At 67.5% G+C, this 22617-nt stretch carries 19 protein-coding genes and 2 pseudogenes; 8 read left to right on the forward strand and 13 right to left on the reverse strand.

All coding sequences use genetic code 11. The annotated features are described in order from the left end of the window. Positions 1-274: 274 nt before the first annotated feature. From ACZ69M_RS47290 to ACZ69M_RS47310, 5 genes are all read left to right on the forward strand, one after another. Positions 275-1852 (forward strand): right-handed parallel beta-helix repeat-containing protein, encoded by a 1578-nt coding sequence (locus ACZ69M_RS47290; protein WP_470059898.1) that lies wholly within the window; start codon positions 275-277, stop codon positions 1850-1852. A gap of 110 nt (positions 1853-1962) precedes the next feature. Next, on the forward strand, positions 1963-3699 hold the full coding sequence (locus ACZ69M_RS47295; protein WP_470059899.1) for a sulfatase: 1737 nt from the start codon (positions 1963-1965) through the stop codon (positions 3697-3699). Positions 3700-3881: 182 nt separating this feature from the next. Then, on the forward strand, positions 3882-4472 hold the full coding sequence (locus tag ACZ69M_RS47300; RefSeq protein WP_470059900.1) for a PadR family transcriptional regulator: 591 nt from the start codon (positions 3882-3884) through the stop codon (positions 4470-4472). A gap of 75 nt (positions 4473-4547) precedes the next feature. Beyond that, positions 4548-7352, forward strand: coding sequence for a family 78 glycoside hydrolase catalytic domain (locus tag ACZ69M_RS47305; RefSeq protein ID WP_470059901.1), 2805 nt, complete (start codon positions 4548-4550; stop codon positions 7350-7352). Positions 7353-7414: 62 nt separating this feature from the next. Then, a complete protein-coding gene (locus ACZ69M_RS47310) occupies positions 7415-8884 on the forward strand; it encodes a glycoside hydrolase family 43 protein (RefSeq protein WP_470059902.1) in 1470 nt (489 codons plus the stop codon). Positions 8885-9292: 408 nt separating this feature from the next. On the opposite strand, the gene ACZ69M_RS47315 is transcribed toward ACZ69M_RS47310, so the two are convergent. The 5 genes and pseudogenes from ACZ69M_RS47315 to ACZ69M_RS47335 form a co-directional block, all read right to left on the reverse strand. Then, positions 9293-9817 carry an AAA family ATPase gene (locus ACZ69M_RS47315; protein ID WP_470059903.1) on the reverse strand — a complete coding sequence of 175 codons (525 nt, stop codon included), beginning with the start codon at positions 9815-9817 and terminating at the stop codon, positions 9293-9295. A gap of 76 nt (positions 9818-9893) precedes the next feature. Continuing rightward, positions 9894-10383, reverse strand: a pseudogene (locus ACZ69M_RS47320) (helix-turn-helix domain-containing protein); the annotation flags it as partial. A gap of 66 nt (positions 10384-10449) precedes the next feature. Further along, entirely contained in the window at positions 10450-10953 is a 504-nt protein-coding gene (locus tag ACZ69M_RS47325; RefSeq protein WP_470059904.1) for a hypothetical protein, read from the reverse strand. 309 nt (positions 10954-11262) lie between these two features. Then, positions 11263-11961 carry a DUF4232 domain-containing protein gene (locus ACZ69M_RS47330; RefSeq protein ID WP_470059905.1) on the reverse strand — a complete coding sequence of 233 codons (699 nt, stop codon included), beginning with the start codon at positions 11959-11961 and terminating at the stop codon, positions 11263-11265. 464 nt (positions 11962-12425) lie between these two features. Beyond that, positions 12426-12833: a hypothetical protein gene (locus tag ACZ69M_RS47335; RefSeq protein ID WP_470059906.1), complete on the reverse strand. Its 408-nt coding sequence runs from the start codon at positions 12831-12833 to the stop codon at positions 12426-12428. 524 nt (positions 12834-13357) lie between these two features. Here ACZ69M_RS47335 and ACZ69M_RS47340 point away from each other — a divergent pair. Beyond that, entirely contained in the window at positions 13358-13900 is a 543-nt protein-coding gene (locus tag ACZ69M_RS47340; RefSeq protein WP_470059907.1) for a DUF1707 SHOCT-like domain-containing protein, read from the forward strand. Positions 13901-13989: 89 nt separating this feature from the next. Here ACZ69M_RS47340 and ACZ69M_RS47345 read toward each other — a convergent pair. Together ACZ69M_RS47345 and ACZ69M_RS47350 are read right to left on the reverse strand one after the other, a co-directional pair. Further along, a pseudogene (locus ACZ69M_RS47345) lies at positions 13990-14250 on the reverse strand (IS630 family transposase); the annotation flags it as partial. Between the two features lie 200 nt (positions 14251-14450). Beyond that, positions 14451-14585, reverse strand: coding sequence for a hypothetical protein (locus ACZ69M_RS47350; protein ID WP_268256109.1), 135 nt, complete (start codon positions 14583-14585; stop codon positions 14451-14453). A gap of 141 nt (positions 14586-14726) precedes the next feature. On the opposite strand from ACZ69M_RS47350, the gene ACZ69M_RS47355 reads away from it, so the two are divergent. After that, positions 14727-15305, forward strand: a complete 579-nt coding sequence (locus tag ACZ69M_RS47355; RefSeq protein ID WP_470059908.1) for an RNA polymerase sigma factor — start codon at positions 14727-14729, stop codon at positions 15303-15305. Positions 15306-15438: 133 nt separating this feature from the next. After that, a complete protein-coding gene (locus tag ACZ69M_RS47360) occupies positions 15439-15657 on the forward strand; it encodes a hypothetical protein (protein WP_352054250.1) in 219 nt (72 codons plus the stop codon). 543 nt (positions 15658-16200) lie between these two features. Here the strand turns inward: ACZ69M_RS47360 and ACZ69M_RS47365 are convergent. From ACZ69M_RS47365 to ACZ69M_RS47390, 6 genes are all read right to left on the reverse strand, one after another. Beyond that, positions 16201-16689 (reverse strand): HIT family protein, encoded by a 489-nt coding sequence (locus tag ACZ69M_RS47365; protein WP_470059909.1) that lies wholly within the window; start codon positions 16687-16689, stop codon positions 16201-16203. A gap of 151 nt (positions 16690-16840) precedes the next feature. After that, a complete protein-coding gene (locus ACZ69M_RS47370; RefSeq protein ID WP_470059910.1) occupies positions 16841-17854 on the reverse strand; it encodes a SigB/SigF/SigG family RNA polymerase sigma factor in 1014 nt (337 codons plus the stop codon). Next, positions 17854-18405, reverse strand: a complete 552-nt coding sequence (locus ACZ69M_RS47375; RefSeq protein WP_470059911.1) for an RNA polymerase sigma factor — start codon at positions 18403-18405, stop codon at positions 17854-17856. The genes ACZ69M_RS47370 and ACZ69M_RS47375 overlap by 1 nt, the downstream gene beginning before the upstream one ends. A gap of 647 nt (positions 18406-19052) precedes the next feature. After that, positions 19053-19271, reverse strand: coding sequence for a hypothetical protein (locus ACZ69M_RS47380; RefSeq protein ID WP_470059912.1), 219 nt, complete (start codon positions 19269-19271; stop codon positions 19053-19055). A 61-nt stretch (positions 19272-19332) separates the two neighbouring features. Then, positions 19333-20046, reverse strand: a complete 714-nt coding sequence (locus tag ACZ69M_RS47385; protein WP_470059913.1) for a DUF6215 domain-containing protein — start codon at positions 20044-20046, stop codon at positions 19333-19335. Between the two features lie 588 nt (positions 20047-20634). Next, entirely contained in the window at positions 20635-22605 is a 1971-nt protein-coding gene (locus ACZ69M_RS47390) for a phosphocholine-specific phospholipase C (RefSeq protein ID WP_470059914.1), read from the reverse strand. Between the last annotated feature and the right edge of the window lie 12 nt (positions 22606-22617).

A 22617-nucleotide genomic window follows, 5' to 3' on the forward strand; every position in this document is an offset into this window, starting at 1 on the left:
TGCGGCGGTGCGCGCGTCGCCCGTAACCCGGCGGTCCAGGAGATCGCAATGGAACGTAATGCCAAGCGAGTCGAAGGGAACAAGGATGGGCATCGGTAGTAAGCGACGCCTCCTGGGGCTGGTCGCCGCCTTCGCGACGATAGCGGTCACCGCTGCTCCACAGGCGGCAGCTGCGTCGTCGGATGAGGGCACCGGTCAGAAGTACTTCGTAGACTGTTCGCGGACCGGGAACGGGGACGGCTCACGGGAGAGTCCGTTCAACAATCTTGACTCTGTGAACTCGCTCGTCCTCATCCAGGACGAGAGAGTCCTGTTCCAGCGTGGTACGACCTGCCATGGGACCCTGGCGCCCCGGGGCAGCGGAGAGCAGGGGCACCCGATCGTCATCGGAGCCTACGGCGATCGGGAGCAGGGACTTCCGACCGTCGTCGGTTCCGCGACCGGGACATCCGCGGTCACCTTGGCTGACATGTCCCACGTGGTGGTCCAGGACCTGGCCCTGGAGAATCCGTCCCCCACCAAGGTGAGCACAAACCGTCAGGGACTCTTCGTGACGGCAACGACCGGTCTCGTGGAAGACGTTGTCGTGCAACGCCTCTCCGTCAGCAACGTGGACGGCCTCATCCGAGACCAAGCGAACTTCTCCGGCGGGATCATCTTCTCGGCAACGGGAACCGGGAAGTTCGACGGCCTCGTGGTCAGAGACAACACCGTTTCCGACCTGTCGAACAACGGCATCACCGTCTCCGGACGCAGGGTCCCCCGGCCGCCGGCCAACCAGCCCTGGACTGAAGCAACCTCGAAGAACGTGCTCGTGACCCGCAACGTCGTGCGCAGGGTGACCGGCAACGGAATCATCGTGTTGCGCACCGACGCGCCGGTTTCAAGCTGGAACGAGGTGGACAAAGCCGGGATGGCCAACCGAGGGCCGTTCACTGACCCGGTGAACCGCATCTGCAACGCCGGCCTCTGGTTCTGGGAGACGAACAACGCGGTCGCTCAGCACAACGTGGTGCACGACATGGTGTTCAAGGGCGACCTTGATGCACCGGACGGGTGCGACGGCGAGGCCTTCGACATGGGTGATGGGACCACGGACAACACGCTGTACCAGTACAACGTCAGCTACAACAACACCAACGCCATCCTCGTCGTGGGGGCGTCGAACTCGACCACCGGTTTGCCGCATCACGCGACGTTCCGCTACAACGTGAGCATCAACGACAAGTCGATCATGGGTGTGGCGCCGGGCTGCGACACTCAGCCGCCGACACCTGAGAACTGCAATGGTGACGACCTCCGCATCTACAACAACACCTACATCTCCCGCTCCTGGCCGACGACGCTGCTCGAGGATGACCCGGAGCAGTCCAAGTCAGTGGAGGAGGCCGGGTTCTTCGGCGGCCTGCAGTTCAAGAACAACATCCTCTACGCCACAGGGGAGAAGCCCGATGACTTCTACTTCTACTGCGGAGAGGACTGCTCGGACAATCTGTTCCACGGGATGCCGGCCTTCGGCGTGAACGCGGTGGAAGGTGATCCGCTCTTCACCAACGCGGACGCCGCGCAGCTTTTCGAGGAGACCGCCGGCGGGGCAGGGCCCGACCTTCAGGAGGCCCTTGAGATCGTTCAGGGTTTTCAGCTCAAGTCCGGGTCGCCCGCGGCCTGTTCCGGCATCGCGATCCCCTCGCAGCCGGTGCCGGACGCCGACGCGACGGCGGACTTCTTCGGGCGGGCGATCCAGACCCCGCCGAGCATCGGGTTCGCGGAGAAGCCTGACCTGCTCATTCCTGGCCACAGCCAGCGCCGTTTCGACCGTCGACCACGGCTCGTCCAGCCATCTCGAGTATGACACTTGTGCTATAGTCGCCGCTTGATCAGCGTCACGCGGCAGCCATGCGGCGGGCTCTTCCCGCCGCATGGCCCCCCTCTTGAACGGCGTACGACTAAAGGAGATCCACGGTGCGCGCGATCATGGTGATGTTCGACAGTCTCAATCGGCATATGCTTCCGCCGTACGGCTCGGATGAGATCATCGCCCCGAACTTCCGTCGGCTCGCGGAGCGCACCGTCACCTTCGACCGGTTCTACGCCGGCTCATTGCCGTGCATGCCGGCTCGCCGCGAGTTGCACACCGGGCGCAGCAACTTTCTGCACCGCAGTTGGGGCCCGCTCGAGCCGTTCGACGACTCCGTGCCCGAGATACTGCGCAACGCCGGAATTCACACCCACCTTGCCTCCGATCACCAGCACTACTGGGAAGACGGCGGCGCCACGTATCACACTCGCTACTCGACGTGGGAGTTCTTCCGCGGGCAAGAGGGTGACCCGTGGAAGGGCGATGTCACGGTCTTGCGCGACAAAGGCTTCGCGCACCCTCTCGCCCGACAGGATGCGATCAACCGCCGACATCTGCAGCGTCAGCAAGCGCACCCGCAGACGCGCACCTTCGACGCCGGTGTCGAGTTCATCGAGACGAACCGCGACGCGGACGACTGGTTTCTGCAGATCGAGTGCTTCGATCCGCACGAGCCCTTCTTCTCCTATGACGAGTACAAGCGCCTCTACCCACACGACTACGACGGCCCGGAGTTCGACTGGCCGCCGTACGCCCGCGTCACGGAGGACGCCGACCAGGTCGAGCACGCGCGATACGAGTACAAGGCGCTCGTCTCGATGTGCGACCGGTCGCTCGGTCGCATCCTGGACCTCTTCGACGAGTACGACCTGTGGCGGGACACGCTCCTGATCGTCAACACCGATCACGGCTTTCTGCTCGGCGAGCACAGCTGGTGGGCGAAGTCGGTGCAGCCATGGTTCGAGGAACTGGTGCACCTGCCGGCGTTCCTATGGGATCCGCGCACCGGCGTCCGGGGCGAGCGACGCGACGACCTCACCCAGACAATCGATCTCGCGCCCACCCTTCTCGAGTTCTTCGGTATCGATCCGACGCCCGACATGCTCGGCACTCCGTTGTCACGGCGTTCCCCCCGCGAGGGCGCGCTGTTCGGCTCGTACGGCGGCCATGTGAATGTCACCGACGGCCGCTACGTGTACATGCGGGCCAGCGCAACGCCCCAGAATGCTCCCCTCGAGGAGCACACACTCATGCCGACGCACATGCGCAGTCGCTTCAGCCCGACCGAGCTGTCGGACATCCGCCTCGCCGAGCCGTTCGGCTTCACGAAGGGTATGCGGACGCTGCGCGTCGATGGGCGTGCGCAACTGAATCCGTACACCTTCGGCACGCTACTCTTCGACCTCGACGAAGACCCGGGCCAGCAGCGCCCGCTCGACAACCCGGAGGTGGAGCTGCGCATGCTGCGTCTGCTCGCGCGGCTGCTGAGCGAACACGAAGCGCCTGCGAGTCAGTTCGAACGCCTCGGGATCCCGGCACACGAGACCCCCGGCCCCGAGCACCTGCTCGTGCGGGAGCAGGCCCGGGCGGCCGCGATCGCCGCGGAGCCGCTGCCCAGACTCGAAGAGTTCCCATCCGGAGCGTTCGGCCTCTCCACGCCCCTGACCGAGCTGCTCGCGCACCCTCGCGCGAGGAAGGTGCTTGACGGTCACCTGCCGCAGTTCACCCAGAGCGAGTTCATCTCCGCCCTCGCTGACACCAGTATCTACCAGCTCGCCGCGACGGAGTTGGTGCCCGCACGGTTGCTTCGACGGGTGGCGGAAGAACTTGCCGCGATCTGACGCGTGGTACCTGCCTCCGGGCGGTGACCATCGGAGGCGTTGCCGCGGCGGACGTTCCCACCTCGGGCGAAGCCGCAGACCGGGTGTGGTTCACCGTTGGGGCGGGCGATTACTGCTTCGCTCCGCCCGTGCTCGGATAGCTCGATTTGTTACCGACCGACACGACTAAGATTGCGTCCACCATGAAGCTGGAGTTTCTGCTGCTCGGAGTCCTGCTCGAGCGACCGCGAACCGGATATGAGCTCAAGAAGTACTTCGACACCACAGGCCGTTTCCTGCGGTCCAACACCCAGATGAGCCAGGTCTACCGTTCCCTGACGACGATGAGGTCACGCGGGTGGGTCACCTACACCGTGCTTGAACGCTCCGGGGCACAGGACGCCAAGCTCTATCGTCCGACGGATGAAGGTATCGCCGCATTCCTCGAGTGGATCAACGGACCGTACGTTCCTCCGTCCCGGTTCCAGGATCCGGATCTGCTCGCCAGGCTCAATTTCGCCGGATTCATGGAAAAGGGCCGGCTGATCGCGTTGATCGATACCGAGCTTGAGACGCGCAAGGGCGAGATCGCACGCTTTCGACACCGTGATCGCTCGGCGGACTTCGAGCCACTGGTGGCGTTCGACTCGCACGTTGAGCATTCCTTGAGCGAGTGGAGTCACGAGTATGGCGCCAAGGCGATGGATGTACACATTGAGTTCCTAGAGCGATTGCGTGAAGAATTCGCCGATGAGCGTGAGGAAAGTCCCAGGCCGCCGGACTCGGCTGCGTAATCAGTTTGCCTTCGACTGTTCGTGACGGTCCGCCAGGACGTGTGTTCCCGTCTTTCCATGTGATGGAGCCCTTGAATGGCTTTCGCTTCCACCCCGAGCGCCCCCCGCTTCGAGCATCGGACCGACCCAGGACCCGTGCTCGGAATGGGAGTGCCGACGCCCCGACTGTCCTGGACCGTCGCGCATGCCGACGAAGGCTGGGAGCAGACCGCCTACGAGGTGGAGATCGTCCGCGGCCAAAACCGCGACGTCTATCAGGTCGCAGGCCCGGAGCAGGTGCTCGTGCCGTGGCCCGCGCCGCCGCTTGGCTCCCGCGAGCACGCCCAGGCACGCGTCCGGGTCGCGCACGGCCAGGACTGGAGCCCGTGGGGCGAATCCGCCGCCGTCGAGGCGGGTTTCCTCCATCCCTCCGACTGGACGGCCCGCTTCATCACCCCAGCCGGGATCGGAGCCATGGACGGCCGGGCCCCCGTGCTTTCCGGCCGGATGGACATACCCGGCCCGGTGCGCAGCGCCCGGCTGTATGCCACCGCGCACGGCATATACGTGCCGTCGGTCAACGGTCGCCACGTCGACGACACCGTCCTCGCCCCGGGCTGGACGTCGTACGGGAACAGGTTGCGCTGTCACACATACGACGTGACAGAGCTGGTCCGCCCAGGTGAGAACGTCGTGGAGGCGTTGCTCGGCAACGGCTGGTACCGCGGCCGGCTCGGCTACATGGGTGACCGCGCCCTGTACGGCGACCGCCTCGCCCTGCTCGCCCAGCTGGAAGTCACCACCACCGACGGCACTCTCCACGTCCTGGCGACGGACGGTACCTGGCAGGCGCGGGAGAGCGAGGTGGTCGCCGACGACCTGTACAACGGGCAGACCACCGACCTGCGGCTGCGTGGCGTGCCCACCGCGGTGACGGGGGTAGAGGTCGTCGAAGCGGACCTGTCCCGCCTGGTCGCCCCTGACGGGCCGCCCATCAGGCCGACGGGTGTGCTGCCGGCGCGCAGGGTGTGGACTTCACCCGCCGGCGCGACACTGGTCGACTTCGGGCAGAACGCCGTGGGCTGGGTGCGGCTGCGCGTGCGCGGGCTGCCGGCGGGCACCACGGTGGTCGTCCGGCACGCTGAAGTGCTGGAGGCCGGCGAACTGGGAACCCGGCCACTGCGTGCCGCACGAGCCACCGACACCTGGATACTGGACGGCCGCGACGCGGTTCTGGAGCCCTCCTTGACGCTGCACGGTTTCCGCTACGCCGAGGTCACCGGCGTGCCGGGGCTGGCGGCGGAGGATCTCGAACTGGTGGTGGTCGGCACGGACCTGCGCCGCACTGGGTGGTTCTCCTCGTCCCACGAACAGCTCGACCGGCTGCACGAGAACGTCGTCTGGAGCACCCGCGGCAACTTCGTTGACCTGCCCACCGACTGTCCCCAGCGTGACGAGCGCCTGGGCTGGACCGGCGACATCCAGGTCTTCGGCCCCACGGCCTCGTTCCTCTACGACACCGCGGGCTTCCTGCGCTCCTGGCTGGCGGACCTCGCCGCCGAACAGCTCCCGGACGGATCGGTGCCGCACGTCGTTCCGGACGTCAACCACAACGCCTTCTCCCGCACACCTGCCGCCGCCTGGGGGGACGCGGCCACCATCCTTCCCTGGACGCTCTACTGGCGCACCGGCGACCTGGGGCTGCTGGAGCGTCAGTTCCCGAGCATGCGGGCCTGGGTCGACAAGATCACCGAACTGTGCGGCCCGGATCGTCTGTGGCGGGGAGGCTTCCAGTACGGTGACTGGCTCGATCCCACCGCACCGCCGGACGAACCCGGCCGGGCCAAGGCCGATCCCGATGTCGTGGCGACGGCCCACTTCGCCCGCTCCGCATGGATCGTCGCCGAGGCGGCGCGGTTGCTGAGGCTGAGGGAGGCGGAGAAGTACCGCGCCCTGGCCGACGATGTACGGGCCGCCTTCACGCAGGCGTTCGTGGCGCCCGCGGGCCGGATGCTGTCCGATGCTCAGACCGTGTACGCATTGGCCATCGAGTGGGATCTGCTGCCGCTGCCCGCCCAGCGCCGAGAGGCTGGCCGTCGACTGGCCGACCTGGTGCGAACGAGCGGCTTCCGTATCGCCACCGGATTCGTCGGGACACCCTTGGTGTGCGATGCGCTCACCAGCACCGGGCACATCGACGTCGCCTACCGGCTTCTGACGCAGACGGAACTGCCGTCATGGCTCTACCCCGTGACCATGGGCGCCACAACCGTGTGGGAGCGGTGGGACAGCATGCTTCCCGACGGGAGCATCAATCCGGGGGAGATGACCTCCTTCAACCACTACGCCCTGGGCGCCGTCGCCGACTGGCTGCACCGCACGGTCGCCGGGCTTGCCCCTGCCGCCCCCGGCTACCGTCGGCTACTCGTCCGTCCGCTGCCGAACCGCGCGCTCACCCGCGCGTCGGCCGCCCACCTCACCCCATATGGCGAGGCGTCGGTTTCGTGGGAGCGGACCGGTGAGGCCCTGGACCTCACCGTGCGGGTCCCGGTCGGTGCCCGTGCCGAGGTGCACGTGCCCGGCACGGGAGCGGCGGTGGACGTGGCACACGGTGAGCACCGCTGGACCGTCCCCGACCCCGTTGCGCACCGCCCCGACGGGGCTGTGGACTGGGAGGCCTCGACAGTCCGGGACCTGCTCGACGATCCCGAGGCATGGGCTGCAGTCGCAGCCGCGGCGGTCGCGTCCGGCACTGCTCCCGACGGCGACGCACAGGCCGCCAGGATGGTGGCCCCCTACCTCGACACCCCTGCGCCACAGGTGGCGCAGGCACTGGCACCCGAGGACCGGCTACCGCAGGCGAAAGACCTGCGCCGCCGGATAACTGAGATTCTCGGCTGAGCCGTCCACATAACGGTCTGAGCCGTCGCTTTGAGCCTGACCGCTGAGAGGAACTGAGCACCATGACTGAGCCGGTCCTGACCGGGCTGTATCCGGACCCGTCGATCTGCCGGGTGGGAGACGTGTACTACCTGGTGAATTCGAGTTTCGAGTACCTGCCTGGCCTGCCTGTACACCGCAGCACGGATCTGGTTGCGTGGGAGTTGGTGGGTCATGCTCTGACGCGCCCGAGCCAGATCGCCGAGCATGCCGGTGCCGCGAGCAGTGGGATCTACGCTCCAACGATCCGCCATCACGGCGGGCGCTTCTGGATCGCCTGCACGAACGAGCTCACGCTCGATGACGGGCAGTTCGTCATCTCTGCCGAGGATCCGGCCGGGCCCTGGTCCGACCCGGTTTACGTGCCCGGCACGACCGGTATCGACCCTGATCTGTGCTGGGACGAGGACGGGGTGTGTCATCTGACCTGGCGTGCCTGGGGGCCGGATTTCCACGGGATTGCCAGCGTGCCGGTCGACCTCGCGAGTGGCGAGATGCTCGGCGAGCCGGAGTTGTTGTGGCAGGGGACCGGCGGCGCACACGCGGAGGGGCCGCACCTGTACCGGATCGACGGGTGGTGGTACCTCCTCCTCGCCGAGGGCGGCACAGAGCGCGGACACATGACCACGATTGCCCGCGCCCGCGCCATCGACGGCCCCTTCGAACCGGCACCCCACAACCCCGTCCTCACACATCGCAGCACCGACCACCCGGTGCAGAACGCAGGGCACGGCGACCTCGTCCAGCTCACCGACGGCAGCTGGGCCATGGTCCACCTCGGTGCGCGGCCCCGCGGCAAGTCGCCCAACTACCACGTCAACGGCCGGGAGACATTCTTGGTCGGGATCGACTGGGTCGACGGCTGGCCGGTCGTCGACGAAGAACGATTCTCCGTCGTGCCCGCAGATCGTTCCTTCGAGGACACGTTCGACACCGCGGAACTCGACGGCCGCTGGTTGGGCGTTGGCATGTATCCCAGCACCTTCACCCGTCCGTCCGACGGTCCCGGGCTCGTCGTTGACGCTGAGTCCAAGGGACCCGGCCGGCCGCTCCTGGCGACCCGGGCGCGCGACGAGGAGTGGACGGCCGAGGCGCGTTTCGACACCTCCGCAGGCTCCGGACAGCTCGTGCTGCGCGTTGACGCGCACCATTGCTGTGCGCTCACCTACGACGGCACGTCGGTTGAGGCCTCCTTGCGTATCGGGCCCGCTCTGCACCAACTGGGCCGGACAGCCGCCATGGAGGGGATCGAGCCCGTGCTGCGGGTCAGCGTCCGGCTGCCGGAGCCAACTCGCCACTGGAGTCCGGACGAGGTGGACCTGGTGACGCTGTCGGTCACTACTGCGGACGGGACGGAGGAAGTGCTCGGCTCGTTCGACGGAAAGTATCTGTCGACCGAGGTGGCCGGCGGTTTCACCGGCCGTGTCGTCGGCGTCGAAGCGATCGAAGGGCACGTGGTCCTGACGTCCTTCCGCTACACATCAGGCCGCTAGTCGGGCGTCAGCACCCAGGGTTGCCAGGCATGACAGGGGCCCCGATGCCCCGTCACGTCGGATCACGGAGCGCGGAAGAACAGACCGGCGCGTGGCCGCGAGCGACTCGTCCCAGGCGACGCCATGCTCGGCCCCAGCCACGACGGTCCCGGACTCGCGACGAACCTGCAGGTTGATCATCGCGTCAAACTATCGCCCGGAGGGCCCACAGCCCATCCAATATGACCGAAGCTAAGTTCAGCGGGGTCCATTGCACACCCAGGCCAATGAGCCGTCGCGCAGAGTGAGTGTCCACAAGAAGTGGACCAGAGCCCCGTTGGGCCGCAACCGCTGCCAACACTCGCCGACATTCGTTCCTGCATCACACCTACGCAGCCATGCGAGGTTTGGCGCCGGAAGGCCGTTCTCTCAGCTCCTGACGGCCTCTGCGATCTGCTGGGCGGCCTGGGCGGGTGCGAGGTGCGTGGTGTCCACGACCTCGGCCTCGGCGTGCAGCCATGTGCGGGCCGCCTCTGCGTAGGGCTCAAGGTATTGGAGACGGAACGGGGAGTTGGGGCCAACGACGGTGTCACCCGCGATGCGCCCGCGGAGGGTGTCCTGGTCGGCATGGAGGACGAAGTGCCGGACCGGAATGGCGTGCTGGGCGAGGCCCGAGCTGATCTCGCGCCAGTACTGCTCGACCAGGACGGTCATGGGCATCACCAGGGTGCCGCCGGTGTAGTCGAGGACGCGTCGGGCGGTCTCGACCACGAGCGGCCGCCACGGCGGCCAGTGCTGGAAGTTGTCCGTCCGGGGCAGCCCTGGCTTGATGTCCATGAGTGTCTCGCCGACCTTCTCGGCGTCGAACACCTGTGAGTCCGGGATCAGCTGCTGCACGAGCGCACTGGTCGTCGTCTTGCCTGCGCCGTGGGTGCCGTTGAGCCATACGATCATGGACTTGACGCTAGCGCCGTGCGGGCCGCGGGGACAGGCAGAGCAGAAAATCCGGTATGGCTTCGGCGTGTCTCAGCTTCTTCTTGCCGGAGACGAACGCGCGCCGTCCGCCGCGGCCGGCCGGTGGACGGCGGACCTGGATCTCGGTGGCGTCCAGACACAGCTCGACGCCCTCGGCCTGGGCGTAGGCGAACACATCAGCCAGGGTCCGAAGACGCAGGCCAGGGCTGTCCGGGACCGCGCACCCCCGCTCGGCCAGGAGCGTGCGCACCTCTCCGATCGCGCGGGTGACGGCGGAGCGGTCGACGCCGAACAGTAGTCCCAGCACCGAGTGCGGCAGGTCGTGCCGCAGATGGATCAGCGTGGCCACGAGCCGATCGACGAAACACCAGCTGAGGGCGGGCTCCGGCACCTTCGGCCCGCTTCCGGACCCCGCCTCGCGCAGTATGCCGACGACCCTCGACCCCGGCCTGCCACGGCACGGCCAACTCCTCGGCCAGGCACGCGAGATGACACCGAGTGAGCCCCGTGAACAGCCGATGCGCCAACACCGTCCGATTGACCATGATCGCCACAGCGGGATCATGCCACCCTCCGGCACAACACCTCACCCGCTCTCACGCACCAACTCGTTAGTCATCGACACTGACGGACAAGGACGGCACCTTAAGCATTTCCTGGGTTTTGGTGTTGAGGACCCAAGCCTTGGCGAAGACTTCCTCGTCCCCGATCTCGGTGTTGATCGCTGCTCTGTTCATAGTGAACGTCTGCGTCACGATATGGTCTTGCACTCGTGGTTTGAGGGCGACCGCCTTCACGGCGCCTGTCGCGAGGAGGTCATGCGCGGAGTCGTCCAGCTCCCATATGTCTGCCCAGGTCTGGTATGTGGTTTGATCCTCAATATTCTTTGCGGTGTAGTGGATCTTCCATGAGGCCGTCAGTATGAACACGCGACCGTCCCACCGCACGGTGAGCCTTGTATGGCTGAGTGTTGCCGCGGGGAGCACCAAGTCGGGCGCGACCCCAGCAGTGGTTCCTTGGGCGGTACGCGGCGTTGTGGCTGCCGATGCCGCGGGAACACTCCCGATCAACGTCAGTATTGCCGCCGTAGCTATAAACGTCTTTCGGACGCGCATGATGACCTACCTCGGCAAACTCCAGCCCAGCGGTATATGGATACGCCGCGCTTCCGAAAAACAAGGTCGCACCACGTGATTCCTCGACCCGCTAGAAGTTCCCCACAAATCCAGGCTAGAGCGATGCGTCTGGATGCGCGACTGGTGTGTGCTGACGCTGGGCGACGGGCGCTGAAAACCCCCGGGAAGCCGGAACTGCGACTCCACCGCCGCTACGAGCGCAAAGCCGACCACCTTCACCAGCATCGCCTGCACCCTCATCTGCTACCGCAGACTCACCAATTGAGATGACGTCTAAAAGCGTGCAGGTCAGCCGCCCTGACCGGCGCTTCCGACCGGGCCGACCTTCACCGGAGAGCCGGAGCCGTCCGTGACGGGCAGCGTGCCGGCGCCCGGCCAGCCGAGGGTGACCGACGTCGTCTCGTTCGGCGGGGTCACCACCAGCCCCGTGATCCGGACGCCGGAGCCGCCCGACTTGTTGAGCGGGTAGTTGATGCCGAAGTACACCGACTGACCGCTCTTGAGGGTGACCGAACTGCCCTTCTCACCGGTGCGCTTCGCGGACAGCGCCCCCGAGCTGGTCTTCAGGTCGACGCCCGCGTATCCGGTCACCACGCAGGCCCGGCCGCCTGCGTTCTTCAGCTGCACCGCGACGGTGCCGTCGGGATCGCCGGTGATGGTGCTGTCCGTCGCCGTGATCTTCAGGTCGCCGGTGCGGCACTTGCCGACCTTGCTGCTCGCATCGGAGCCGGTCCCAGCGGCCGTACCCTGCCCGCCGGAGCTCTTCCCGCCGGTGGAGTCCTTCCCGGCGGAGTCCGTCCCGCCGCCCTGAGAGCTGCCCGTGGTCGACGAACCGGACGGGGTGACCGCCTTGCCGGCCGGGGTGGCGGACGAAGAGCTCTGCGCGGCGCCCGCGTCGGCGCCCGCGTCCTGACATGCCGTCATCAGCATGGCGCCACCGACGAGGACTGCGGAGACGAGAAAGGCCTTGCGACGGTTGCCGGACATGAAAGACCCCTTGGTATCCAGTGGTTGAGCCGAGTCGGTCTCGGCTCCTCGGTGCTTGCTCGATCACTAGGAGGGAGCTGTGCACCGCGGGGATACCGGCGTCGTCGTTCCACGACACCGCTGTCGCAGACCGGTGACATGGTCACGACGTAGAGGAACAAGGCCAGGACGCGGCGGAGATTGCCCGGCTACGGGCGCGGGAAGTTGAACTCGCTGGGACGATCATCACGCACGCGTACCGGCGCAGCCTCGCCCCGGCCGATGTCCTCGCGGCCCATGACGCTCTCAAGCACCGCCATGAGCAAGTGCCGACGCCTCCAGCTGGCCGCGGTCCAGTCGAAGCGGGCGTGGGTGCGGTGCGTACATCGCCCGGCTGCCGGCGCCGAACTGCCCCAGCTTGGTGGAGAGTGCGACGCCGGTGTGTCGACGGTCTGCGGTACTGCGGACGGTGGCGATGCCGCCGGCTACTGGGCGGAAGAGGCTCCGGACGGCGGCTCCTGCCAGGTGACCCGGCCCTTGATGTGCGCGGAGCCGCTCAGGTCCTCGGGCAGCTCCGCCCCGATGGCCCCATCCGCACTCTGACCTGCGCCCAGCTGATCCCAGATACATTTGACGACCGCCCTGGCCCTGTCGACAGTGCACGGTCCGGAGACGGACGTGATCGCAAGGTTCGGTTCGATGGTGTGGGTCAGCACGACCTTGTGGGCCGCCTTGGCACCCCTGTCGGTGATGTACCAGTGCCAGGTGACATGGTCACCCGCCTCGCTGATCTCGGGCGCGCTGTAATGGAACTCAACGTCGTCGGCGGCACGAGCGGACGATGCGGCCTGGGCGGCGGGAAGAGGGGCGAGCAGCGCCACAGCGGTTGCCACGACAGCGGCAGCCGGGTGAAGGCGGTTCAATTTCATGATCCTTCAACGTTCTGCCGCCGCCCCGGTTACGGCGAGGTCGCCATGGCCCGTCAGCCGACGTGCCTTCGTGCCTCGACGTGCGCCGGACACCGCGGCGCTCACGCCGGGGATCCCCGGCAAAGCAATTGCTGGGGCTCCCGCACCACCCGGCGACCGCGCAACCAGGACGCTCAGCCGGGGTGGCCCTAATATGTCGCAACCCTGCGCGGTTCAGCGCTCCTGGGCAGACAACGCCACCCGAAGAGGCCACCCGTGCCGCTTCCCGGCCACGGCCCAGCTGCCGCAGCTGCCGCAGCTGCGTGCGCACCGCGGGGAGCACAGGCCCGGCACTTCACAGCCGCCTCCATCTCGTGCTGTGACCGCATGGGTTCGCCGGGCTGAGCGGTCGAGGCCATGATGACGAGCGATCGGCCTCCCCATCAATTGCCTTGCCCGCTACGGACCTTGGCGTGTTCGTATCGTCGGCACGGCACTAGAGTGAGACGGTGACCTCTCTGCCGGAAGACCCGCCGTCACTGATCGGCGAAGACGCCCGCGACACGGCCGTGCAGCGCCTGCAGGAGGCGTACGCCCAGGGGCACATCTCACACGAGGAGATGGACGAAGGCCTCGACCAGGTGCTCACTGCGAAAACACACAGCGAGCTCGTGTCGGTCCTGGCCTCGCTCCCGGAGGAGAAGGCGGGCACCGCGTCCACGATTGCCGCGGCCGGCGGACGGATCCAGCGGCGCGGCACATGGCGGGTACCGCGGATGCTCAAGGTCGAGTCCGCGTTCGGAAGGGTGTACCTCGACTTGTCCCGGGCCGTTTTCGAGCATCCGGTGGTCGACATCGAGCTGCAACTCGGCACCGGCAACGCCAAGATCACGGTGCCTCGCGACGCGATCGTCGACGTTGAGGAGCTGCACACCGGGTGGAAGGACTCGCTCTACAAGACCCGGCGCCGCTCCCGCCCCGGCGGGCCGAGGATCCGGATCTCTGGGAGCATGGGGTTCGGACGGCTGAAGATCCGCCACGCGCGGCGTTGAGCCCCATCCGGCGCCAGGACCACCTGTCCGGCACTTCTTCGTCCCCGCTCGACCGGTAATGCCGTGACCTCGGAGGGTCGCCAGTTGGGTCAGGCCGCGGTCTTGAGAGGACGTCCGCACCAGCGGATGCCTTTCTCACCGCGGATGCGGGCGCGTTCTCGGCGTTCGGCGACCAGGACGTCGCGATGGCGGGCGTTGGCATTACGCCAGCGCAGGTAGGCGTGCACGGCCCGGGTCTGCACGGGGTGGTTGGGGTGGTGGGACTTGGCGATGGTGAACTGCCGCAGCGGTCCGAAACGGGCCTCGCCCGGGCTGGCCCAGGACGCACAGGTCGGGGTGAAGCACCGTTCGAATGGGGTCGCGCATGCGGGCCTCGCGCCGATGCCCGCGGTCGAGGTGGCCCACGTAGCGGTCCAGGTGCAGGCCCAACTCGGGCTCGGCCGGGGCCAGTTCCTGCTCCGGGCGAGCGCGGCAAGCGCCTGGGCCCTGTTCACCGGGAAAGGCTTCCCCGCCATCTCGGCAACGCGGACCTTGGGCGGGCCCGTCCGCTCTACTTCAAGAACGCCAAGAGCAGGGTCACGACGATGACGCCGATGCCGATTGCAGTGCCGAGTTCGGGATTGCGGTATGCGGCGTAGACGGCCAGCGCGCCGAGCGCCAGCGCAAGCGCGGTTCGAGTGTCCATGCCTGTCAGGACGGCCGTGCCGCGGGAAATTTTGCGCCGTCAGCCTTGCGGCGGATGAAAGAAGTTGGCCCCTTGAGCGTCCTACTACCAACCAACCTCTGCGGGGTCCATCCCCGCCTGAGTCCGGTGGAAGGACGGCCCATGGCAACCAACTCAGGAGGAGCGGGTCCCGCGCGGCCACGAGACCGGCTGTCCCGTGAACAGGAGGCGAAGCTGAGCGACGTACTGAAGGAGGTCCATCCGCGGCTTCTGACGGTGGTGATGCGGATGACGCGTGACTACCACCTGGCCCACGACGTCACCCAGGAAGCCTGTCTCGCGGTGATCCAGGAATTCCGCAGGGGCACCGTGTTCAGGAAGCCGGTCATCGTGTTCGCGACGGTCGTGGCCCGCAACAAGTTCCTCTCGGAACTGGGACGGATGCGGGCACAGCTGGAACGGCCCTCGGACGAGCTCCCGGAGGGCGGCAGGCCGTGGCCGGACACCACCGCTCCCTACGACATCACCGCGGGCTTGGAATACCTCGAACTGCTGGCTGCGGTGAAGGCCGCGATCCGTGACGAGCGACAGGCGACGGTCTGGGAACTGACCCACGTCTGGGGCCTGAAGGGCATCGAGATCGCAGCGTTGCTGAAGGTCTCATCCGCGACCGTCTCCAGGGATTTGGAGAAGGCGGAAACCAAGGCCAAGCGCATATCCGAACCGCACGCAGAGCAGTAGCTCGCCTCTCGGGGCCACGGTGGTCGCGAGAGGCGAAACCCGTGGTCCCGACTCGGGACCTACCGCTCCCGACACGAAGGGAGCGAGCTGCTTCCCACAAACGAAGAAACGGGACACGGAAAAGGGGATGCAAATGGAGCACGAGAAGCGCTCCTCTCCTCACGAGAGGATGCTGGCCTACTTGCGGGAGGGAGAGCGGCTCGTCGAGGACTCTCCACACGGGGCACCCGGCTGGGACGTGGTGTATCGCACGCTGTCGGATGCCGCAGACCAGGCCGAAGCAGGCGCCAGCGGGGACGAATCGGCGACACGGAACGAGACCGGACTGCACACCGGCTCGATCGTCTGGTGACGGAAACGCCGATGAAGCCTCCCGGCACACGCGTCAGCCCACAGCCGAGCCGAACGACCAGCACCTCGGTCACGGTGCTGCTCACCTCTGCCCGACTGTCGGGCACGTTCAGCAACACCGCATGCAGCTGTACGGACGGCACGGGGGCCCGCCCGTAGAGCTGGATCTGCACCGCCTCGGGGGCTGGGCAGGTCATTCACCATCGGTGTGCCCTCCCGCCAAGCATCTGTGCCTGGCGGGAGGGCACACCGCTGATCCCGGAGCTGATGAAGAGCGTGATCCGGGGAGGCCATGCCTCGGCCGTAGAGTGCGCCTCAGACAACGGGCGACGCGAGCGCAGCGTTCGAAGCTGCCGGCCCAGCCGGCGTTCCCGCGTACTTGAGCAGGCCGCCGGCTCGTCGCCTGCTGACGGATCACCCACCGACAACTCAGCCTGCTGAGCCTTTTCCAACCTCACGTTAAGGGTGCGTGAGGGAGAAGACTGCAGTGCTTCCTCACAGATGGCTGCCCGACTGCGTCGTGACGTCGGCACAGTACGGGTGATCAGCTGCGGTCTTCGGCGCTGCTGTCGGTGATCGCCCGGAACAGCTCGCGAGCCCGCTCGCAGAACTGCTCGACCTCCGTGATGTCCGGCTCGTCACCGTCCGCCAGCATCCGGGCCTGGAGCTGCTCGGAGCGCAGCCCGCCGTAGCGGGCCCGCACCTTCGCGGTCACGGGCTGGACCGCGATGTGCAGGTGCTTGCGCGCGTCGCGGCCGTGCGACCACATGCAGACGTAGGTCTGCTCGGGCCGGCACAATGTCTCCACGACACGAGCGGTATCGCGCAGCAAGGGGCCGAGTTCCACCGCTGCCGTGTCGTCGAGCTCCGCGATGGCCACGACGTGCTCCCGCGGACCGACGATCAAGGTGCCGAGATTCATCGGACCGACGACGTGGTTCACCACCCAAGCGGCGGTCTCGTGCAGGACGCCCCCGGGCAACTCCCGGCGCCCGGTCAGGAGGTCACACCCAAGACACCCCGTCACATCCATGTGCACCAGCCTATACAGAGCCCGCTGCAATGATGTCGACGGCAACTTGGTGATCAACCAGAAGATCATCCCACCCTGGTCAGCCAACGTGACAGCACCGTCGCAGCTCACCCGCCTCCTTGTCCGCACGGCGTGGCCGGTCTCGGGTGGCCTACTCCTCGACGAGGAGTTCCTCGCGCAGCCGGGCCATGGTGCGGGCCAGCAGGCGGGAGACGTGCATCTGGGAGATGCCGACCTCCTGTGCGATCTGCGACTGCGTCATGTTGCCGAAGAAGCGAAGGAGCAGGATCCGCTTCTCTCTCGGGGGGAGGTCCTCGAGCAGGGGCTTCAGCGACTCCCGGTACTCGACGCCCTCCAGCGCCTCGTCCTCGGCGCCCAGCGTGTCCGCGACCGCCGGCGGCTCGTCGTCCGTGTCGGGGACGTCCAGCGACAGCGTGGAGTACGCGTTGGCGGACTCCAGGCCCTCCAGGACCTCCTCCTGCGAGATGGCCAGCTTCTCGGCCAGCTCGTGGACCGTGGGCGAGCGCCCGTGCTGTTGCGACAGCTCGGCCGTCGCCGTCGTCAGGGCCAGGCGCAGTTCCTGCAGGCGGCGCGGCACCCGCACCGCCCAGCCCTTGTCGCGGAAATGCCGCTTGATCTCGCCGACGACCGTCGGGGTCGCGTACGTCGAGAACTCGACGCCGCGCTCCGGGTCGAAGCGGTCGACCGACTTGATCAGGCCGATGGTCGCGACCTGGGTGAGGTCGTCCAGCGGCTCACCACGGTTGCGGAAGCGGCGCGCCAGGTGCTCGACGAGCGGCAGGTGCATGCGGACCAGCTGATTGCGCAGCTCCGCGTACTCCGCGCTGCCGTCCTGCAGCTTGCGCAGCTCGATGAACATCGCCCGCGCGCCACTGCGGTCCTGCGGGTCGTGCTGAACTCGCGGGCTCCGCCGAGTGCTCAGCCCGTGCCGGACGGCAGGCTGCGCCTTGACGCGTTGCTTGAGCCTGGCGAGCGCGGATTCGACGTCCTGGGCCGTGGCCAGCGCCGAGCCCAGTTCTTGCTCGGTCGCGATCAGGGTCTCGGCCAGTGCGGCAGCGTGCTCTTCGTCCGGGCGGCCATTCATCATTGCTGCCGTCGCGGTCTCGTTGCGTGCGGCAGCGCTGCCGTCCTCTCGACGGTCCATCACTGCCTCCCCTCGCTCGGGTCGATAACGCCCAGTTCCTGCAGTTGCTCGCGTACCTCTTCGAGCGCCTGTCGTGCGCGGTGGAGGTGTACGCGTGCCGTGGCCACTTGGATGTGCATCTCTTTGGCGGCATCCCCCAGCGACTGTCCGGCAATCGCGCAACGGCCCACTACTTCACGCTGTTTGTCGCTGAGCAGGACGATGCGTTCCAGGACCAGGCGGTAGGCGCCGCGGGCATCCATCAAGGACGCCAGATCGATCTCCGGACCGGCGTGATCGTGGGCATCGGTGTCGAAGCCGACCGAGCCGGCTTCCTTCTGAAGGCGCAGCGCTTCACGGACGACGGTGGTGCGCAGCCAGCCTGGCCAGGCCCGGACCGGCTCGAGATGTGTGGCGTGCCAGCGCTGCCAGCACTGGAGGAAGGCTTCCTGGACGGCGTCGTCGGCCACGGCGCGGCGCCCTCCTGAGATGAACATGGCCTGTGCCAGCAGCGGCCGGTACCACTGTCGGAACAGGGCGTCGAAGTCTGCCTCGTCAGGTGGCGACGTCATTGAGGCTCCTGGGTATCCAGGCGCACAGTCCAGGTGGTGCCGTCCTGGTCGCTCACCTCGGCTTGCCCTCCTCGCGCGGAGAGTTCACGCACCATGGCGGTCATCGCCCGGGATCGGATGTGCTCCCTGAGCAGATACCCGGAAGTCCGCACCAGAACTCCCGCGGCTGCACCCGTCGCCGTGCTCGCCGTCAGCCAACCCCACAGCGCTGTCACGGTGTTGGCCTCCTGGGGACTCGGTAGTGCGGTTACCAGGAAGAGGGAAACGGCGCCGAAAGCGTGTACACGCCGCTGCCACGGCAGCTGGGGTGAGCCACGGTCTGGGCCGTGGGCGGCACGCGCGCCTGGCCGGCTCCCTTCCCGTCCAGGCTGAAGCTGACGGATGGCGAGCCGTGGCCTGTTCGATGGCCGCCCTGGCTGAGTGGATGGACCTGTTCGATCACGATCTTCAGTGCCTGGAACGGGTGGTGGTACAGCTCCTCCCCCGCTCGCCCCGGCCTCCAGCCCGACGCCCCTGCCGCAGCCTCGTCCGGCAGAAGGACCGAAGGCCCGTACTGGGTGGCGTCGTTGGCGGCGGCCGCCGATGACCGCACCACGCCGGCCGTGGACCCGCACCTCTCTGGGTGCGGCCGGGATGTTATGGGCGTCTCATCGAACAGCCCGTTCGCGGATCGTCGGAAGAACCTTCTCGGTGATGTCGAGGAGAGCGCTGTCGTCCGGGAGGGTTCCGGACGTGCTCCACACGGTGATCTCGTAGTAGCCGCCCCGGTCATGACGGTCGAGGGCCACGGACAGCGTCCTGGCCAGGGGGCCTTGTTCGACCGGTCCGCCGGATCCGCCGCTCCCGACACTGATCTGGAACTGCATGGTGTGATCCGAGAAGAAGACTGCGGGCCGACCGAGAACGGTCAGGGTCTTGATGTCCTTCTCATCCCCGAAACTTCATCAGCTTCACGTACTGGTCGATCGACAGCTCGTTGTAAGTGGCCGAGACATTCACGGTGTACGTGTCGAACCTGGCCTCGGCCTCCGGCTGGGCCACCTTCCCGTCAGTCAGGGGAGCGGTGTTGCTGGTGCCGGAAGCAGTGGTCGCGGTCTCTTCAGGTGTTCCGAGGAGCTTGGCCAGGTCTGGCCGGTTGAGCGCCTTGCACAGCTCTTCACCGGTCACGGGCTGGGGCGTCTTCTTGTAGGCCTTCGGCAGTTCCTCGTGTTCGGTGCCCGAACACGAGGCGGGCTGCGGGGTGCTGTCGTTGGACGGCATCACGTGTGGGGCCACCCACAGCGCGGCCGCGAGTGCGCCGAACACGGCCACGGCCGCGACGGCCTGGCCCCACGCGTTGTGGTCCTTCTGTGGAGTGTCCGGGCGACGACGCGGTTCAGCTGCGGTCTGGGCGGCAGCATCGGCCGCCGGCCCGTCTGCGGAGGCCGCCGGGCTCGGGCTCCGGCGTGCGCGCAGGGCCCGGACCACCGTGTAGACGCGTATTGCGGTGAACACGAGGAACACCACGCCGAGACCGGCCGCGACCCGATCGTGATCGCGGACGGCGAGGTACATGATGCGTACGCCGAGAACGGACCCGACCGCAATGAGCAGGGGTTCGCGGACCCAGAACGGCAGGAGGCGGAGGAGGAAACCGAGCATCCGGCGATCTCACCACGGCAAGATCACATTCGCCGTGGTGGAGGCCACAGTTCCGGGCACGTGCAGGGGGCTTGTGCAGCATCATCGGGTTGATCGCCTCATCTGGCGGACCACATGCTGGGGCCACCACATCTGCCACGGTCCCTCCCCCGTCCCGCAGCCCGGTACCCCGCCGCCCACGGGCCAGTCATGACCACCGCGAATGTACGGGGTCCGAGACGTCCCGCAGCTGAACGGCGCCATCGGCGGTGCTGACGGCCAGACTGCGGTGGTCGGGGCTGAACGCAGCAGCGTAGACAGCACCACCGGTCCCGGTGTGGGAGCGCATTGTTCGCGGTCTATCCGGATGCGTGGTGTCCCACGGTTGGATGGATCCTGTCCTGGTGCCGGCGGCCAGGCGGTGCCCGCCGGGGGTGAGAGCCATTGTGGTGGTCTCGAGCGAGCGCCGGCGCACGGGGCGGGCAGGGTTGCTGGTGTCCCACAGTTGAATGTGCTCTTCGGAACCCGTTGTTACGCCCTTCGCCAGGACGACGCCGGCGTGGGACCGGGCGCGGGCCGCAGCCTGCGAACGGTCCCACCCGGCGTGCCTCACCCGGCCTGCACGGTTCCCGCATAACGCTGGGTGAACCGGGTGCCCGTACTCGCGGTGACGGTGACGTCGTACCGTCCGTCGTCGGTACGCCAGGTCAGCCGGGTGCGGTCCCCGGCTTTGACCCATACGGTCTGTTCCTTGCCGGCGAAGTCGTTCGGCGTGACCGTGAAGGCCACCTCGGTGCCGCCGGCGTTGCGCAGTTCCAGTTCCAGCGAGGAGTTCTCGGGGCGCCCGGAGTGCCGCAGCGCCGCCGTGACCGACGGCACGGCCACGTCGTCCTGGCCCTCGCGGACGACGGCGCCGGAAAAGCGGCGGACGAACCCGTCGGCGCCATACACGGAGAAGTCGTAGCGGCCGTCGGTCGCCGTGGCGTCCCACACGTAGGTGCGGGACGAACGCGGCGGGACCGTGAACGGCGTACCGGTGAAGGGCAGGGCTATGTTCGGCAGCACGGTGAAGTGGTAGCCGACGCTGCCGTCGTTGGTGAGCGTGCAGGTGACCTTGCCGGTGGCCCGGTCGACCGTCACGTCGGCCCACGGCCGGTACGGCAGCGGGCGGTGCGGTCGTCGTCCCTCTTCCTGCGCGGGCATGGACTGCTTGTCCGGCAGTTTGACCGGTGGCAGGGAGTTGTTGGCGTCGGCCTTCGCCATCAGGGCGACCGTGTCCGGCAGCCCGGGGATGCTGTAGTCGGGTCTGGCGAAGTCGAAGCAGGTGGTGAGGTCGCCGCAGACGGTGCGCCGCCAGTCGGAGATGTTGGGCTCCCGCACACCGGTGACGCGTTCCAGGAAGCGCACCACCGAAGTGTGGTCGAACACCTGGGAGTTGACCCAGCCGCCGCGCGACCATGGCGACACGACCCACAGCGGCACCCGGCTGCCCAGGCCGATGGCCTTGCCGTTCGCGAACTCGTCCTTGGTGCCCGGCTCGGGGAACGGCGGGATGACGTGGTCGAAGTACCCGTCGTTCTCGTCGTACATGAGCAGGAAGACGGTGTGCTTCCACACCTCGGGATTGGAGAACAGTGACTGCAGTGCGGTGTTGACCCAGTGGGCGCCGTAGTCGGGGCTGGCGGCCGGGTGCTCGCAGAACAGGTAGGGCGCCACCAGCCAGGAGACGGTGGGCAGGGTGCCGTCCTTGCAGTGCTGGTCGAACGCCGTGAGGTCGAACTTCGTCATGGCGTTGATGTAGCGCGGGTCGTCCTTGGGGAAGGCGTGGAACTGCTTGAAGTACGACAGGGCGTTGTCGTCGTAGTCGCCGTACCGGTCGTCCGAGCCGTCCGGGTTGTGGTAGACGCGCCAGCTGATCCCGGCCTCCTCCAGGCGCTCGGCGTATGTCGTCCAGTCGGCCACCGGGTTGCCGGTGACCGGCGTGTTGTCGGTCCACGGGCCGGTGGTGCCGTCGACGCCGGGGCCCGCGGTGCCGGTCCACAGGTAGAGGCGGTTGGGGTCGGTGGGGCCGTTCAGTGAGCAGAAGTAGCCGTCGCAGAGGGTGAAGGCGTCGGCCAGGGCGTACTGGTAGGGGATGTCCTGCCGGGTGAAGTAGCCCATGGTCCGCTGGCCCTTGGCGGAGACCCACTTGTTCATGGCGCCGCCGTTGACGGCCGAGTGGCCGGAGTCCCAGTCGTGCGGGAGGCCACCCGCGTTCTGCGCGTTGTATTTCGTGGTGTCCATACGGAAGGGCAGGAGGTAGCCCTCCTTGGGGCTGCCGGCGGGCTGGTGGAACACCGGGGTGCCGCCCGGGAGGACGGCCGCCTGGCGGTCGCCGAAGCCCCGTACGCCGCTCAGGGTGCCGAAGTAGTGGTCGAAGCTGCGGTTCTCCTGCATCAGGATCACCACGTGCTTGACGTCGGCGATGCTGCCGTGGCGGGCGTCGCGCCCTGCGGCCTCCGCCGTGCCGGGGAGTCCGGCCGCAACGGCGGCGCCGGCTGCGGTGGTGCCGATGAAGGTGCGGCGGCTGATCTCAGTCATGGGAGGAACGTC

It is taken from the genome of Streptomyces sp. NPDC107454, assembly GCF_055582885.1.